The sequence below is a fragment of the Bordetella genomosp. 6 genome (genome assembly GCF_002119705.1).
GTDB lineage: Bacteria > Pseudomonadota > Gammaproteobacteria > Burkholderiales > Burkholderiaceae_B > Bordetella > Bordetella bronchiseptica_F.
Genome location: NZ_CP021107.1, coordinates 1,311,889 through 1,325,377 on the forward strand (window position 1 = coordinate 1,311,889; position 13,489 = coordinate 1,325,377).

Consider the following 13,489-nt stretch of genomic DNA (forward strand, 5'->3'; position numbering starts at 1 on the left):
CTGGTTGCCGCAACAAGGGGGCGCATGGCGCCCCCTTGTTTTTGGCTCGCCCGCGTAAGGCGCGGTCCGACCGATACGCCGGTTTGCTCTGTCCCTAATTAATCACTATGCAGCATATCCGCAACTTCTCCATCATCGCCCATATCGATCACGGTAAATCGACGCTCGCCGATCGCCTGATCCACCGTTGCGGGGGGCTGGCCGAACGCGAAATGTCCTCGCAAGTGCTTGATTCCATGGATATCGAGCGCGAACGCGGCATCACGATCAAGGCGCAGACCGCGTCCCTGCAATACAAGGCGCAGGATGGCAAGGTCTACAACCTCAACCTGATCGATACTCCCGGACACGTCGATTTCTCGTACGAAGTCAGCCGTTCGCTATCGGCCTGCGAAGGCGCCTTGCTGGTGGTCGACGCCTCGCAGGGCGTCGAGGCCCAGACCGTGGCCAACTGCTACACGGCCATCGAACTGGGCGTGGAAGTGCTGCCGGTGCTCAACAAGATGGACCTGCCGCAGGCCGATCCGGAAGCCGCGCGCCAGGAGGTCGAGGACGTGATCGGCATCGACGCGTCCGAGGCGGTGCTGGCCAGCGCCAAGACCGGCATGGGCATCGACGAGATCCTCGAGTCCATCGTGGCGCGCGTGCCGCCGCCCAAGGGCGATCCTTCCGCGCCGCTGCAGGCCCTGATCATCGACTCGTGGTTCGACAACTACGTGGGCGTGGTCATGCTGGTGCGCATCGTCAACGGCGTGCTCAAGCCCAAGGACAAGATCCTGCTGATGGCGTCCCACGCCACGCACCTGTGCGAGCAGATCGGCGTGTTCACGCCCAAGTCGCAGCCGCGGCCGGAGCTGTCGGCCGGCGAGGTGGGCTTTGTCATCGCCGGCATCAAGGAACTGGAGCACGCCAAGGTGGGCGACACCATCACGCTGGCGGGCAAGCCGGCGGCCGAGCCGCTGCCGGGTTTCAAGGAAGTCAAGCCGCAGGTGTTCGCCGGCCTGTACCCGGTGGAAAGCTCCGAGTACGACCAGCTGCGCGATTCGCTCGAGAAGCTGAAGCTCAACGACGCCGCGCTGATGTTCGAGCCCGAGGTGTCGCAGGCGCTGGGCTTCGGCTTTCGCTGCGGCTTCCTGGGCCTGCTGCACATGGAAATCGTGCAGGAGCGCCTGGAGCGCGAGTTCGACATGGACATCATCACCACCGCGCCGTCGGTGGTCTATGAGGTCGAACAGCGCGACGGCACGGTCGTGACCATCGAAAGCCCGTCGCGCATGCCGGAAATCGCCAAGATCGCCGATATCCGCGAACCCATCGTCAAGGTGACGCTGTTCATGCCCCAGGAATACGTGGGGCCGGTGATGACGCTGTGCAACAACAAGCGCGGCGTCCAGCTCAACATGAGCTACCACGGGCGCCAGGTGCACCTGACCTACGAGATCCCGCTGGCCGAGATCGTGCTCGATTTCTTCGACAAACTGAAATCGGTGTCGCGCGGCTATGCCTCGATGGACTACGAGTTCGTGGAATACCGTTCGGCCGACGTGGTCAAGGTGGACCTGCTGATCAACGGCGACCGTGTCGACGCGCTGGCCATGATCGCCCACCGCAACAATGCGCGCTACCGGGCGCGCGAGGTGGTTTCGCGCATGCGCGGCCTGATCCCGCGGCAGATGTTCGACGTGGCCATCCAGGCGGCGATCGGCGCGGAGGTCATCGCGCGCGAGAACGTCAAGGCGCTGCGCAAGAACGTGCTGGCCAAGTGCTATGGCGGCGATATCTCGCGCAAGAAGAAGTTGCTGGAAAAGCAGAAGGCCGGCAAGAAGCGCATGAAGCAGGTCGGCAGCGTGGAAATCCCGCAAGAGGCGTTCCTCGCCATCCTGCAAGTCGAAGACAAATAGAACCAGATAGGCGACCTACCCGATGAGTTGGAACTTTGCCCTGATACTTTTTGTTCTGCTGGTGATTACCGGCGTTATCTGGGGATTGGATCTGGCGCTGTTGCGCAAGCGCCGCGAACGGCGAGCCCAGGCGGCGGCCGCGCAGGTGGACGCCGCCGGCATCGCCGATGCCGAGCAGGCGGGCCGCGAGCGGCGCGAGGCCATCGACGCGGCGCGCCGCGCGCCCTGGTGGATCGAGTACGCGGTCAGTTTCTTCCCGGTGATCCTGTTCGTGTTCGTGCTGCGCTCGTTCGTGGTCGAGCCGTTTCGCATCCCGTCGGGTTCCATGCTGCCGACGCTGCAATCGGGCGACCTGATCCTGGTGAACAAGTTCAGCTACGGCATCCGCCTGCCCATCGTCGACCGCAAGATCATCGAGACGGGCTCGCCGCAGCGCGGCGACGTGGTGGTGTTCCGCTACCCCGTCGATACGGATGTCGACTACATCAAGCGCATCGTGGGCCTGCCGGGCGACCAGGTGGCCTACCTGGACAAGAAGCTGTACATCAATGGAAAATTGGTGCCGCATGAGCGCGACGGGGATTATTTCGAACCCGATCGGGTGTCCTATATTGCGCAGTACAAGGAAAAACTGGGCGAAGTGGAGCATAAAATCCTGCTTGATGAGCAAAAAATGCAGGATTTCGGCCCGATCTGGAAATTCCCCAACATCCAGAACTGCCAGTACGCCCGCAATGGCGTGCGCTGTACCGTCCCCCCCGGCCACTATTTCGCCATGGGCGACAACCGCGACAATAGTGCGGACAGCCGCTACTGGGGATTCGTGCCAGACGGTAATATCGTGGGGAAGGCATTTTTTGTCTGGATGAACTTCAGCGACTTGAGCCGCATTGGCCGCTTCCATTGACCGCTATGTCCCTTGCCACGCTGGAAACCCGCCTCGATCACCGCTTCGGTGACAAGGCACTGCTCGAGCAGGCGCTCACGCACCGCAGCCACGGTGCGCGCCATAACGAGCGGCTGGAGTTTCTCGGCGACTCGGTGCTGAACTTCGTCGTCGCGGCGATGTTGTTCGAGCGCTACGGCAAGCTGGACGAAGGCGACCTGTCGCGCCTGCGCGCCAACCTGGTCAAGCAGGCCTCGCTGGCCGACATCGCCCAGCGGCTGGACCTGTCGCAATACCTGCGGCTGGGCGAGGGCGAGCTCAAGAGCGGGGGCTTTCGCCGCCCCTCCATCCTGGCCGATACGGTCGAGGCGCTGTTCGGCGCGGTGTTCCTGGATGCCGGCTTCGAGGCCGCGCGCCGGGTCATCGTGCGCCAGTACCAGCCCGTCATGGCGCATGTCGATCCCAAGACGCTGGGCAAGGACGCCAAGACGCTGCTGCAGGAATTCCTGCAGGGCCGCAAGCTGGCGCTGCCCCTGTACACCGTGGTGGCCACGCATGGCGCCGCGCACAGCCAGCAATTCGAGGTCGAATGCGCCATCCCGGCGCTGGAGATCAAGGTCGTGGCGCCGGGCGCCAGCCGTCGCGCCGCCGAACAATCCGCCGCCAAGGTCGCCCTGGAGGCGGCCCAGGCCGTGCTGCCGGCGGCGCGTGCCGCGCGCAAGTCGGGCAAGGCCCGCAAGACCGCGCAATTGTCGCTGCCCGTGGCAGTGGCCCAAGAGGTTAAATGAGCAATCCGCAATTTCGCGCCGGCTTTGTCGCCATCGTCGGCCGCCCCAATGTGGGCAAGTCCACCCTGACCAACGCGCTGATCGGCACCAAGATATCGATCGTGTCGCGCAAGGCCCAGACGACCCGCCATCGCATCCATGGCGTGCTCACGCGCGAGCACGAGCAGTTCGTGTTCGTCGATACGCCGGGCTTCCAGACCCGCCACGGCGGCGCCATGAACCGCATGATGAACCGCGTCGTGACGCAGGCGCTGGCCGACGTCGACGTCGTGGTGCACGTGGTCGAGGCAGGCAAGTGGTCCGAGGGCGACGCCAAGCTGCTGCCCCTGCTGCCCAAGTCGCGTCGCAGCATCCTGGTGGTCAGCAAGATCGACGCCCTGAAGAACCGCGACGAGCTGTTCCCGTTCGTCAGCAAGCTGATGGCGCTGCATGCCTATGACGCGGTGGTGCCGGTGAGCGCGACCAAGGGCCAGCAGCTGGACCAGTTGCTCGACGAGATCGCCGCCGGCCTGCCGCAAGGCGATCCCATGTTCGAGGAGGACACCCTGACCGATCGGCCGGTGCGCTTCATCGCGGCCGAGCTGGTGCGCGAGAAGATCTTCCGCTTGGTCGGCGACGAGCTGCCCTATGGCTGTACCGTGGTCATCGAGCAGTGGGAAGAAACCGAGCGGGGAGTGCGCATCGCCGCCTGCGTGGTGGTCGAGCGCGAAAGCCACCGGCCCATCCTGCTGGGCGCGGGCGGCATGCACATGAAGCGCATCGCCACGGAGGCGCGCCAGGACATCGCCAAGCTGCTGGACATGCCCGTGCACCTGGAAATCTACATCAAGGTGCGCAAGGGCTGGTCCGACCGCGAAGGCGCGCTGCGCGACCTGGGCTATGAGTAAACGCGCGCAGCGCGTCCATGACATTCCCGGCTATATGCTCCACGCCACTGCGTGGCGCGAAACCTCGCTGATCGTCCAGGCGTTCTCGCGCGAGTACGGCTGCATCGCGCTGGTGGCCAAGGGCGCCAAGCGTCCCTATTCGGTGTTGCGCCCGGTGCTGTCGGCATTCCAGCCGCTGCTCCTGTCCTGGAGCGGCGCCGGCGAGGTCAAGACCATGACGCGCGCCGAGATCGCCGGGGTGCGGCCGCTGGGCGGGCCGGCGCTCATGTCGGCCTGGTACATGAACGAGCTGCTGCTGCGCCTGTTGCCGCGCGAGGACGCGCACCCGGTGCTGTACGATGCCTACGACACCGCGCTGACGCAGCTGTCGGCGGGCTCGCGCGCGGCCGGGGCGCTGCGGCGCTTCGAGTGGATCCTGCTGCGCGAGACCGGCTATGGCCTGGACGAGGCCGAGCCCGATTTCAACGATCCCGGCATCGAACCGGCGCTGCGCCGGAACCTGCGCGAACGCCTGGAGGCCAACCTGGCCGGCCGGCCGCTGTCCACGCGCAAGGTGCTGCTCGAGCTGCAGCGCCTGTAGCGCGGCGCGGAGCTACGCCATGACTTTCACGCTGCGGCAGGTCGAGACGTTCCGCACCGTATACGAAACCGAAAGCGTGACCGCGGCCGCGCGCCGGCTCGACGTCTCGCCGGCCACGGTGAGCGCCACGCTGGCGGCGCTGGAGACGGCGATCGCGATGCGGCTGTTCGAGCGCGTGCGGCAGCGCATGGTGCGTACGCCGGAAGCCGATCTGCTGTACGAGGAAATCCGGCGCCAGAGCCTGGGCCTGGAGACCCTAGGGCGCAAGATCCGCGCCATCAAGGGCGCGGGCCAGCCGCGCTTGCGCGTGGGCACCATCCATGCCTACAGCGGCCTGGTGATCGAGCAGGCGCTGGTGCGCTTTCGCGGCCGTTATCCCGATACGCCGCTGTACCTGCAGGTGCGCGATTCCAATACCTTGCGCGACATGGTGGTGGCGGGCGAACTGGACCTGGCGCTGGTGGCCGATGAGTCCGAACTGCAAGGCCTGCGCGGCCATTGCCTGGCCTGCCTGGGCGCGGTGGCGGTGTTTCCGCGCGGCCATGCGCTGGCGCGTTTCACGCAGCTGGAACTGTCGCAACTGGCCGACGCGGCCCTGGTGCTGCTCAATCGCGAGGATGGCTCGCGCAAGCGGCTCGATGCGGTGTTCGCGCAACGCGGCATCGCGCCGCATGCCGCCATCGAAACGCCGTACTCGTCCACCGTCTGCCAGCTGGCGCTGGCCGGGCACGGCGTGGGCATCGCCAACCCGGCCACGGCGGTGGGCATGGCGCAGGCCGGCCTGGAATTCCGCCCGCTGGACGCCGACGTGCATTTCGCCTGCTACATGATCCTGCATGGCAGCAGGCCGCTGTCGAGCGCGGGCAAGTACTGGGCGACCTGCCTGCGGGCCGCGCTGGCCCCGCTGGTGGAACAATTCGGCGTCGGCGCCCAGGCCTAGTCGCGCCGCCCGTCCGAGGTCAGGATCAGCGCCACGCGCGATTCGGCGTCCAGCGTGCCGGCGGCCTTGAGGGCCGCCACGGCGGCAAGCGCCGCGGCCGACGACAGCTCGGCGGCAATGCCCAGCGCGCCCAGCGCCGCGCGGGCCCGCGCGGCCTGCTCGTCCGCGACGTCCACCGCCTGTCCGCCGCTGCGCGCCAGGGCTTGCATCGATTGCAGGGTCACCGTGCCGCCGGCAATGGAGTACTGCGCCGTCGGTTGCTCCCATACGCCGCGCGCATCGCCGGCTGCCAACGCGTGCGCCAGGCGGGGATAGGGTTCCACCGCGTGCAGGCGCGGCAGCCGCGCGATCGCGCCGCGCCGCAGCAGTTCCTGCCAGCCCAGGCAGATGCCCCATAGCAGATCGCCCCGGGCAGTGGGCACGATGATGTCCGTGGGCAGATCATCGCACTGCATCGCGAGTTCGGCGGCGATCGGCTTGTAGCCCTCCACGCCGTAGGGATGGGTGCCGACCGGCGGGTTGAGATAGTTGGTGCCGGCGAACGCGCCCTCGTCGCGGCATAGCGCCGCCACGTAGGGCCAGCGCGCCAGGCTGTCGGCAAAGCTGTGCAACCGCGCGCCGAACTGCTCCATGGCGGCGCGTTGCCGCGGCGGGCAGGTGGGCGCGATGGCGATGTCCACGCGCAGGCCGGCGGCGGCCCCGTAGGCCGCCAGGGCCACGCCGGCGTTGCCGCTGGAGGCGGCCGCCAGCCGGTCGGCCCCGGCCAGCACCGCGCGCGACACCAGTTGCGCGGCCATGCGGTCCTTGTGGCTGCCTGTCGGGTTGCCGCTTTCGCATTTCAGCCAGACCCGCGCGACGCCGTGCGCATGCGCCAGCGATGGCGCATCGAGGCAGGGCGTGCGGCCCTCGCCCAGCGTGATCGGCGCAAGAACCGGCAGGGGCATCGGGGCCGTATCGGCCGGTTCGTATTCGCATGCCAGCGAGGCCGGGTAGCCGGCCGCCAGGCAGCGGGGACAGCCTTCCGGATAGTCGCCGGGCGGCATGGCGTGGGCGCAGCGCAGGCAGCGCAGGCGGGACAGCGAGGGGTTCATCAGCATGGATCAGTACAGCGTGGAGAGAGTTTCGAAAGGGCGGGCGGGGGCGATCTGCAGCAGGCAGTCGCCGTCGTCGCTGCGCGCCAGCGGACGCAGGCACACCACCGTGCCATCCTGCGGGCTGGCCAGCGTCACGGGCGGCTGGTCGGGCCGGGCCGGCTCGCACAGCGTGCCGACGTGCTGGCCGGCCACGACCTGCTGTCCCAGCGCGACCGACGGGATGAAGACGCCGGGCGCGTCGGCCCGCATGTTGGCCTGGGCCGCGTCCACGTCATGGAAGACCTCCAGCGGGCCCGGGATGGCGTGGTGCGCGTCGACCATGTCCAGGCCGGCCAGACAGGACAGCATGCCGTCGCGGCACAGCTGCGCCAGTTCGCGGGAAGTCTCGGCGCCGCCGCCGATTTCCGCGCTCAGGCGCGCCACGCCCAGCCGGCTGGCGGCCGCCGGCATCGAGCCGGCTTCGACGCCGCGGAAGAACAGGCAGCGCGGCAGGCCGAAACCGCGCGCCAGGCGCGCCACGCGCTCGTCCCACGGGTCGTCGCCGTAGCGCGTGATGACCGTCGCCGGCAGGTAGCGCAGCGAGGCGCCGCCGCTGTGCACGTCGATCATGTACTGCACCTGCGGCAGGATGCGCGTCTGCAGGGCATGCGCCACGGCCTCGGTGTAGCCGCGCGCGGGCGCGCCCAGGAAGGCGCGGTTGAGGTTGCCGCCGTCGGCCGGCGACAGCCGCGTGCCGGCCAGGCTGGCCTCGGCGTTGGCCGCCGGCGCCACGTACACGGTGCCGCGCCGCAGCAGACCGGGCAGGGCATGCCACAGTTCGAGCAGGGCGGCCTGGCCTTCCCACTCGTCGCCGTGCACGCCGGCCATCAGCAGCACGGACGGCCCGGCGCCGGCCTCGATGCGCCGTACCGGCACCGTCACCCGCCGGTACGCCGAGCGGTTGGTGGCCGCGGCACACGAAAAATCCGCGCGGCTGACGCGGCTCATGGGTTGGCCGCCTGGATCACGCTGCGCCATTTGGGCAATTCCTTGTCGACCTGCGCCTGCACCTGGGCGGGCGGTCCGCCCAGGGGTTCCTGCGAACGGCTGCGCAGCTCCGCGGATATCGCCGGCGCGGCCAGCGCCGCATTGAGCGCCTGGTTGAGCCGCGCCAGCGCCTGGGGCGGCGTGCCGGCCGGGGCGACCAGGGCGCTCCAGGCGCCTTGCTCATAGTCGGGGTAGCCCTGTTCGGCCACCGTCGGCACGTCCGGATTGGAGGCCACGCGCTTGCGCGTGGTGACCGCCAGGGCACGCAGGCGGCCATCCTTGAGATTGCCGATCAGCGGCGGCAGGTTCTCCATCATGGAGTCGACATGCCCGCCAAGCAGGTCGGCCAGTTGCGCCGCGGTTGCCTTGTACGGGATCTGGCGCACGCCCGCGCCCGTCTGCGCGATGAACAGTTTCACGCCCACTTCGCTGGTGGTGCCCGGGTCGGCCGAGGTCATGGTGATCCTGTCGGGTTGCGCCTTGCTTGCGCGGATCAGGTCCTGCAGAGTCCGGTAGGGCGAAGCCTGGCTGACCACGATGACGTTGGGCGTTTCGGCCACCAGCCCGATCGGCGTCAGGTCCTTGTCGATGTCGTACATCTGTTCCTTGAACAGGAAGCGGTGCAGGACGAGGGTGCCGACGTGGGCGTAGCCGATGGTGTAGCCGTCCGCGGCGGCGCGCACCACGGCCTGGGTGCCGATCCGCCCGCCCGCGCCGACGCGGTTCTCGATGACCACGGGCTGGCCCAGTTGCTTGCTCATCTCCTGCCCGACCAGGCGGGCCGTGATGTCGGCATTGCCGCCCGCCGCGGCGGGAACGATCATCGTGATGGCACGGGCCGGAAAATCCTCGGCCTGCACGCCGGAACAGGCCAGCGTCAGCGCGCCGGCCAGGGCATAGCGTAGGTACATGGCGATTCCCCTGTCGTAGTGGTGATGGTGCCGCCATTGTGCGAGGGGCAGGGGTGTCTGTTGTTTAGTTAAATCAAATGGTTGTTCGGATAAACCAAATGCTCGCCGGGATTTGGCAGGCCTGGGGGCGAAAAAAAGGCTTGCCGCCGGCAAGCCTTTTTCTGATGCGAAGTTGGGACGGCCTAGTCGCGGTCGCCGCCAAAAATACCCAGCAACATCAGCAGGTTGGAGAAGACGTTGTAGACGTCCAGATAGATGGCCAGGGTCGCCGACACGTAGTTGGTTTCGCCGCCGTTGATCACGCGCTGCAGGTCCACCAGCATGAAGGCCGAGAAAATCACGATGGCCAGCACGGAGACGGTCAGCATCAGGGCCGGCATCTGCAGGAAGATGTTGGCCAGCGCCGCCACCAGGATCACCACCGCGCCGGTGAAGAGCCACTTCTGCATGCCCGACAGGTCACGCTTGATGGTGGTGGCCAGCGTGGCCATGGTGCCGAACACGATGGCGGTGCCGCCAAACGCGGTCATGACCAGCTGGGCGCCGTTGCCCATGCCGAGCACGAACCCCAGCAGGCGCGACAGCATCACGCCCATGAAGAACGTGAAGGCCAGCAGCAGGGCCACGCCCAGCGAGTTGTTCTTGTTCTTCTCGATGGCGAACATCAGGCCGAAGGCGCCCACGAGGAACACGATGGCGCTCAGGCCGGGGCTGGCGCCCATCACCTGGTTGATGCCGGTGTACAGGCCGACCGCGGCGCCCAGAACCGTTGGCACCAGGGACAGCGCGAGCAGCCAGTACGTGTTGCGCAGCACCTTGTTCCGGACGACTTCGCCCGGGGCGCCGGCATACGCGCCGGAGCGGTTAAAGGGGGACGGACGGGTTTCGTTCATTGACGACTCCTATGTGCGGCAAAAAACTTGCCTCGTGAGCTTAGACGATAAGTCTACCTGACAGTTCCCTGAAAAATCCATCGGAAATCGGGGCCGTGTTCAGCCGGGCCGCACGTTGCGCATGACCCGCGCCAGGATGTCGGGCAGTTCGGCGTCCAGGCGGGCACGGATGCCTGCCACGGCCTCGTCGACGGCCGCCGTGAGGGTTTCCTCCAGCTCGGCTTGCAGTACCGCGCGCAGCACGGCGTCGCCGGGCTGGAACGGTGTGTCGGGCGCGCTGGCCGGCCCGGATTCGTATGACGCCGGGGCCGCCGGCACCGGCTCCTGCAGGCGCGGTATGGCGGCTGGCGCCCGCGGACTGCCCAGCCCGGGCTCGACGCGGTCGGTCAGGGTGGGGATGCTGGAGTCGGAGTAGTGGTGGGGCATGGCAGCCTCCCGGTAAGGCGGGCGAGTCCGTCAGGTCTCGCCCGAGCGGCTGAGGTCATGGCTGTGCAGCGCATGGCCGGCATTCTGGTAGTCGCGCCAGCGCTGGCGCGCCGCCTGGCGGTCGGCCGGGTCGTCGGAGACGATTTCCAGCAGGCGCTCGTAGCCATCGAAGTTGGGCGGGCAACCATCATCCAGGTTCAGCAGCCAGGGGCGGCTGTCGCCGGTGGCGGCCAGCGCCAGGGCGGCGGCCGGGTCGCCCGCGGTCAGCAGGACGGGGGTGTCGGCCGCCAGCGCGTCGTTGGCCAGCACATGCGGCACGAACGAGACGTCCTCCAGGGCCCACAGCATGCGGTCGAAGGCCGCCAGGCGCCCGCCGTCGGCGCAGTAGACCACCAGCCGCTGGCCTGCCTGGAAGCGCTTGCGCGCGGTGCGGCAGGCCGCGCGCAGGCGGTCCGGGGCGCCGAAGGCGAAATCGATGCGCGTCATGGCGGCCGGCCCCGCGTTCAGCCCGCCTGGTCCAGCAGGTACTGCATCAGCAGCGGCACCGGCCGGCCGGTGGCGCCCTTGTCCTTGCCGCCGCGCCAGGCCGTGCCGGCGATGTCCAGGTGCGCCCAGGGATAAGCCTTGGCGAAGCGCGACAGGAAGCAGGCCGCCGTGACCGCGCCGGCCGGGGGGCCGCCGATGTTGGCGATGTCGGCGAAGTTGGACTTGAGCTGGTCCTGGTAGGCATCGTCCAGCGGCAGGCGCCAGGCCGGGTCGAGCGACTGCCGGCTGGCGGCCAGCAGCGCGTCGGCCAGCGCGTCGTCCTTGGAGAACAGGCCGCTGTTGACGTTGCCCAGGGCCACCACGCAGGCGCCGGTCAGGGTGGCGATGTCGATGACGGCGGCCGGCTTGAAGCGCTCGGCGTAGGTCAGGGCGTCGCACAGCACCAGGCGGCCTTCGGCGTCGGTATTGAGGATCTCGATGGTCTGGCCCGACATGCTGGTGACCACGTCGCCGGGCTTGTTGGCCTTGCCGCTGGGCAGGTTCTCGCACGCGGCGATCAGGCCCACCACGTCCAGCGGCAGTTCCAGCTCGGCCAGGGCGCGGAACGTGCCCAGCACGCTGGCCGCGCCGCACATGTCGTACTTCATTTCGTCCATCGTGGCGGCCGGCTTGAGCGAGATGCCGCCGGCATCGAAGGTGATGCCCTTGCCCACCAGGACGACCGGGCCGGCCTTGTCCTTCTTGGCGGGCTTGCCGGCATGGCGCAGCACGATGAAACGCAGCGGTTCTTCCGAGCCGCGCGCGACCGAGAGGAACGAACCCATGCCCAGCGCCTCGACCTGCTTGCGTTCCAGCACCTCGACCTTGAGGCTCTTGAATTCGCGCGCCAGCTTCTTGGCGGTATTGCCGAGATAGGCGGGCGTGCACACGTTGCCGGGCAGGTTGCCCAGCGTGCGGGTCAGGTCCATGCCGTGGGCAATGGCCGCGCCTTCGCGCAGGCCCAGTTGCGCCTGCGCGCCGGCCGCGCGGTCGACCACCTGGACGATTTTCTTCAGCTTGGGGCGGGCATCGCGATTGGCCTTGCCGAACGTCGCATCGTAATGGTAGGCCGCCGCGCCGGCGGCGATGGCGGCGCTGCGCGCGCGGGCGCGCACCGGCACGCCCTCGATGGCCACGCCGGCCAGGGTCGATACGCCTTCGCCTACCTGGGCCGCGACGCACGCCGCGGCAAACGCCTGTTCGGCGCTGGCGTGCGCGCGGGCGCCGTATTCGGCCTGCTTGCCCAGGCCCACCAGCACCACGCGCTGGGCGCTGACGCCGGCCAGGCCGCGCAGCACCAGCGTGCTGCCCGTGCGGCCGCGGAACTCGCTTTTCACCACGGCGGCCACGGCCCCGTTGCTGGCGCGGTCGATGACTTCCGCCGCGGCGCTGAGCACGCCATCGGCGAAGACGCCGACGGCCAGGGCCGCAGTCTTGATCTGATGCAGGGAGGCAGTGGTCTGTGTGCTAAATTCCATGAGGCTTTTCCGATTGCACGTAAGTTGCGGTCGATTATCCCGCATATTCTCACATGTCTCTATTCAAACGGTCTGTCGTCAGCGAGATCACCAGTCACGCTGGCGTCGTGTTTTCCACGTTGGTGGTGGTCTGGCTGAGCGTCCTGCTGGTGCGCCTGCTGGGCGAAGCCGCCGGCGGCTCCATCGGCGCCGATGTGGTGCTGGGCCTGGCGGCCTTTTCCACCATCACGGCATTGCCGACCATCCTGGCCGTGTCGCTGTTCATCGCCGTACTGACCACGGTAACACGCAACTATCGCGAGTCCGAGATGGTGGTGTGGTTCGCCAGCGGATTGTCCCTGGCGGACTGGCTGCGTCCGGTGGCGCGGGTGGCCGTGCCGATTGCGGTGCTGGTGGCGGCGCTTACGCTGGTCGCGTCGCCCTGGGCCTATCGCCAGATCGGCGAGTACCGCGAGCGCTTCGAGCAGCGCTCCGACCTTTCCAAGGTGACGGCGGGACAGTTCGCCGAGTCGGGGCGCGGAGACCGCGTGTTCTTCGCCGAGGATCCCGTGCGCCCCGGCGATGAACTGGGCGCCGTGTTCGCGCGCTCGATCGATCCGGAATGGCTCAGCGTGCTGACCGCCAGCAATGCGCGCAGCGAAACGCTGCCCAACGGCGACCGCTTCCTGGTCCTGGGCGAAGGGCACCGCTACGACCTCAAGCCGGGCACGCCGGAAATCCGGCTGGTCAATTTCGACCAGTATGGCGTGCGGCTGGAGAGCAAGGCGGGCGAAGACCCGGTGGCCGAGGCGCGCGCCGCGGCCGAGCGCTCCAGCAAGGCGCGCTCGACGATGCAACTGGTGGAGGACAACACCGATAGCAGCTGGTCGCAGATCATGTGGCGGGTGGCGATGCCGCTGGCGGCCCTGAACCTGGCGCTGCTGGCGATTCCGCTGGGCGCGGTCAACCCGCGGCTGGGGCGTTCGGGCGACCTGCTGATCGCCGGCCTGGTCGGCCTGCTGTACATGAACATGATCAACCTGTCGCGCGCCTGGATCAGCAGCGGCAAGATCAGTTTCAGCATCGGCGTATGGGCCGTGCACGCGGTGGTGGCGCTGCTGGCGGCGTACCTGCTGATGCGCCGCCTGCGGGTCAAGGCGCCGCGCAAGGCCTGA

The 13,489-nt window shown here is 68.2% G+C and carries 14 protein-coding genes; 7 read left to right on the forward strand and 7 right to left on the reverse strand.

What is annotated here, in order from left to right; genetic code table 11:
* Nucleotides 1-107 precede the first annotated feature (107 nt).
* The 6 genes from lepA to CAL11_RS06275 are packed head-to-tail and all read left to right on the forward strand — an operon-like array spanning nt 108 to nt 5,982.
* Entirely contained in the window at nt 108-1,901 is a 1,794-nt protein-coding gene (gene lepA / locus CAL11_RS06250) for a translation elongation factor 4 (protein WP_015065097.1), read from the forward strand.
* 22 nt (nt 1,902-1,923) lie between these two features.
* Nucleotides 1,924-2,808: a signal peptidase I gene (gene lepB / locus CAL11_RS06255; protein WP_086092433.1), complete on the forward strand. Its 885-nt coding sequence runs from the start codon at nt 1,924-1,926 to the stop codon at nt 2,806-2,808.
* A 5-nt stretch (nt 2,809-2,813) separates the two neighbouring features.
* Nucleotides 2,814-3,575 (forward strand): ribonuclease III, encoded by a 762-nt coding sequence (gene rnc, locus CAL11_RS06260; protein ID WP_033451324.1) that lies wholly within the window; start codon nt 2,814-2,816, stop codon nt 3,573-3,575.
* Nucleotides 3,572-4,462 carry a GTPase Era gene (era, locus tag CAL11_RS06265; RefSeq protein WP_003813784.1) on the forward strand — a complete coding sequence of 297 codons (891 nt, stop codon included), beginning with the start codon at nt 3,572-3,574 and terminating at the stop codon, nt 4,460-4,462. The genes rnc and era overlap by 4 nt, the downstream gene beginning before the upstream one ends.
* Nucleotides 4,455-5,042: a DNA repair protein RecO gene (gene recO / locus CAL11_RS06270; protein ID WP_015065100.1), complete on the forward strand. Its 588-nt coding sequence runs from the start codon at nt 4,455-4,457 to the stop codon at nt 5,040-5,042. Before era ends, recO begins: the two co-directional genes overlap by 8 nt.
* 19 nt (nt 5,043-5,061) lie before the next feature.
* The gene (locus tag CAL11_RS06275; protein ID WP_086092434.1) at nt 5,062-5,982 is read left to right on the forward strand and encodes a LysR substrate-binding domain-containing protein; all 921 of its coding nucleotides are present in this window, start codon (nt 5,062-5,064) and stop codon (nt 5,980-5,982) included.
* On the opposite strand, the gene CAL11_RS06280 is transcribed toward CAL11_RS06275, so the two are convergent.
* From CAL11_RS06280 to CAL11_RS06310, 7 genes are all read right to left on the reverse strand, one after another.
* Complete coding sequence (locus CAL11_RS06280) at nt 5,979-7,079, reverse strand: PLP-dependent lyase/thiolase (RefSeq protein WP_015065102.1); 1,101 nt, start codon at nt 7,077-7,079, stop codon at nt 5,979-5,981. The two genes, CAL11_RS06275 and CAL11_RS06280, sit on opposite strands and share 4 nt — an antisense overlap.
* A gap of 3 nt (nt 7,080-7,082) precedes the next feature.
* Nucleotides 7,083-8,063 carry a succinylglutamate desuccinylase/aspartoacylase domain-containing protein gene (locus tag CAL11_RS06285; protein WP_086092435.1) on the reverse strand — a complete coding sequence of 327 codons (981 nt, stop codon included), beginning with the start codon at nt 8,061-8,063 and terminating at the stop codon, nt 7,083-7,085.
* A complete protein-coding gene (locus tag CAL11_RS06290) occupies nt 8,060-9,013 on the reverse strand; it encodes a Bug family tripartite tricarboxylate transporter substrate binding protein (protein WP_086092436.1) in 954 nt (317 codons plus the stop codon). The genes CAL11_RS06285 and CAL11_RS06290 overlap by 4 nt, the downstream gene beginning before the upstream one ends.
* Before the next feature lie 182 nt (nt 9,014-9,195).
* A complete protein-coding gene (locus CAL11_RS06295) occupies nt 9,196-9,906 on the reverse strand; it encodes a Bax inhibitor-1/YccA family protein (protein WP_015065104.1) in 711 nt (236 codons plus the stop codon).
* 99 nt (nt 9,907-10,005) lie between these two features.
* A complete protein-coding gene (locus CAL11_RS06300) occupies nt 10,006-10,332 on the reverse strand; it encodes a hypothetical protein (RefSeq protein WP_086092437.1) in 327 nt (108 codons plus the stop codon).
* Between the two features lie 30 nt (nt 10,333-10,362).
* On the reverse strand, nt 10,363-10,818 hold the full coding sequence (locus tag CAL11_RS06305) for a DNA polymerase III subunit chi (protein ID WP_015065106.1): 456 nt from the start codon (nt 10,816-10,818) through the stop codon (nt 10,363-10,365).
* A gap of 17 nt (nt 10,819-10,835) precedes the next feature.
* Nucleotides 10,836-12,335 (reverse strand): leucyl aminopeptidase, encoded by a 1,500-nt coding sequence (locus tag CAL11_RS06310; protein ID WP_015065107.1) that lies wholly within the window; start codon nt 12,333-12,335, stop codon nt 10,836-10,838.
* A gap of 53 nt (nt 12,336-12,388) precedes the next feature.
* Here CAL11_RS06310 and lptF point away from each other — a divergent pair, with 53 nt between their 5' ends.
* Entirely contained in the window at nt 12,389-13,489 is a 1,101-nt protein-coding gene (lptF, locus tag CAL11_RS06315) for an LPS export ABC transporter permease LptF (RefSeq protein WP_015065108.1), read from the forward strand.

Coding starts and splice junctions, on each gene's coding strand:
- lepA (WP_015065097.1), top strand. CDS start 108: ATGCAGCATATCCGCAACTTCTCCATCATCGCCCATATCGATCACGGT.
- lepB (WP_086092433.1), top strand. CDS start 1,924: ATGAGTTGGAACTTTGCCCTGATACTTTTTGTTCTGCTGGTGATTACC.
- rnc (WP_033451324.1), top strand. CDS start 2,814: ATGTCCCTTGCCACGCTGGAAACCCGCCTCGATCACCGCTTCGGTGAC.
- era (WP_003813784.1), top strand. CDS start 3,572: ATGAGCAATCCGCAATTTCGCGCCGGCTTTGTCGCCATCGTCGGCCGC.
- recO (WP_015065100.1), top strand. CDS start 4,455: ATGAGTAAACGCGCGCAGCGCGTCCATGACATTCCCGGCTATATGCTC.
- CAL11_RS06275 (WP_086092434.1), top strand. CDS start 5,062: ATGACTTTCACGCTGCGGCAGGTCGAGACGTTCCGCACCGTATACGAA.
- CAL11_RS06280 (WP_015065102.1), bottom strand. CDS start 7,079: ATGCTGATGAACCCCTCGCTGTCCCGCCTGCGCTGCCTGCGCTGCGCC.
- CAL11_RS06285 (WP_086092435.1), bottom strand. CDS start 8,063: ATGAGCCGCGTCAGCCGCGCGGATTTTTCGTGTGCCGCGGCCACCAAC.
- CAL11_RS06290 (WP_086092436.1), bottom strand. CDS start 9,013: ATGTACCTACGCTATGCCCTGGCCGGCGCGCTGACGCTGGCCTGTTCC.
- CAL11_RS06295 (WP_015065104.1), bottom strand. CDS start 9,906: ATGAACGAAACCCGTCCGTCCCCCTTTAACCGCTCCGGCGCGTATGCC.
- CAL11_RS06300 (WP_086092437.1), bottom strand. CDS start 10,332: ATGCCCCACCACTACTCCGACTCCAGCATCCCCACCCTGACCGACCGC.
- CAL11_RS06305 (WP_015065106.1), bottom strand. CDS start 10,818: ATGACGCGCATCGATTTCGCCTTCGGCGCCCCGGACCGCCTGCGCGCG.
- CAL11_RS06310 (WP_015065107.1), bottom strand. CDS start 12,335: ATGGAATTTAGCACACAGACCACTGCCTCCCTGCATCAGATCAAGACT.
- lptF (WP_015065108.1), top strand. CDS start 12,389: ATGTCTCTATTCAAACGGTCTGTCGTCAGCGAGATCACCAGTCACGCT.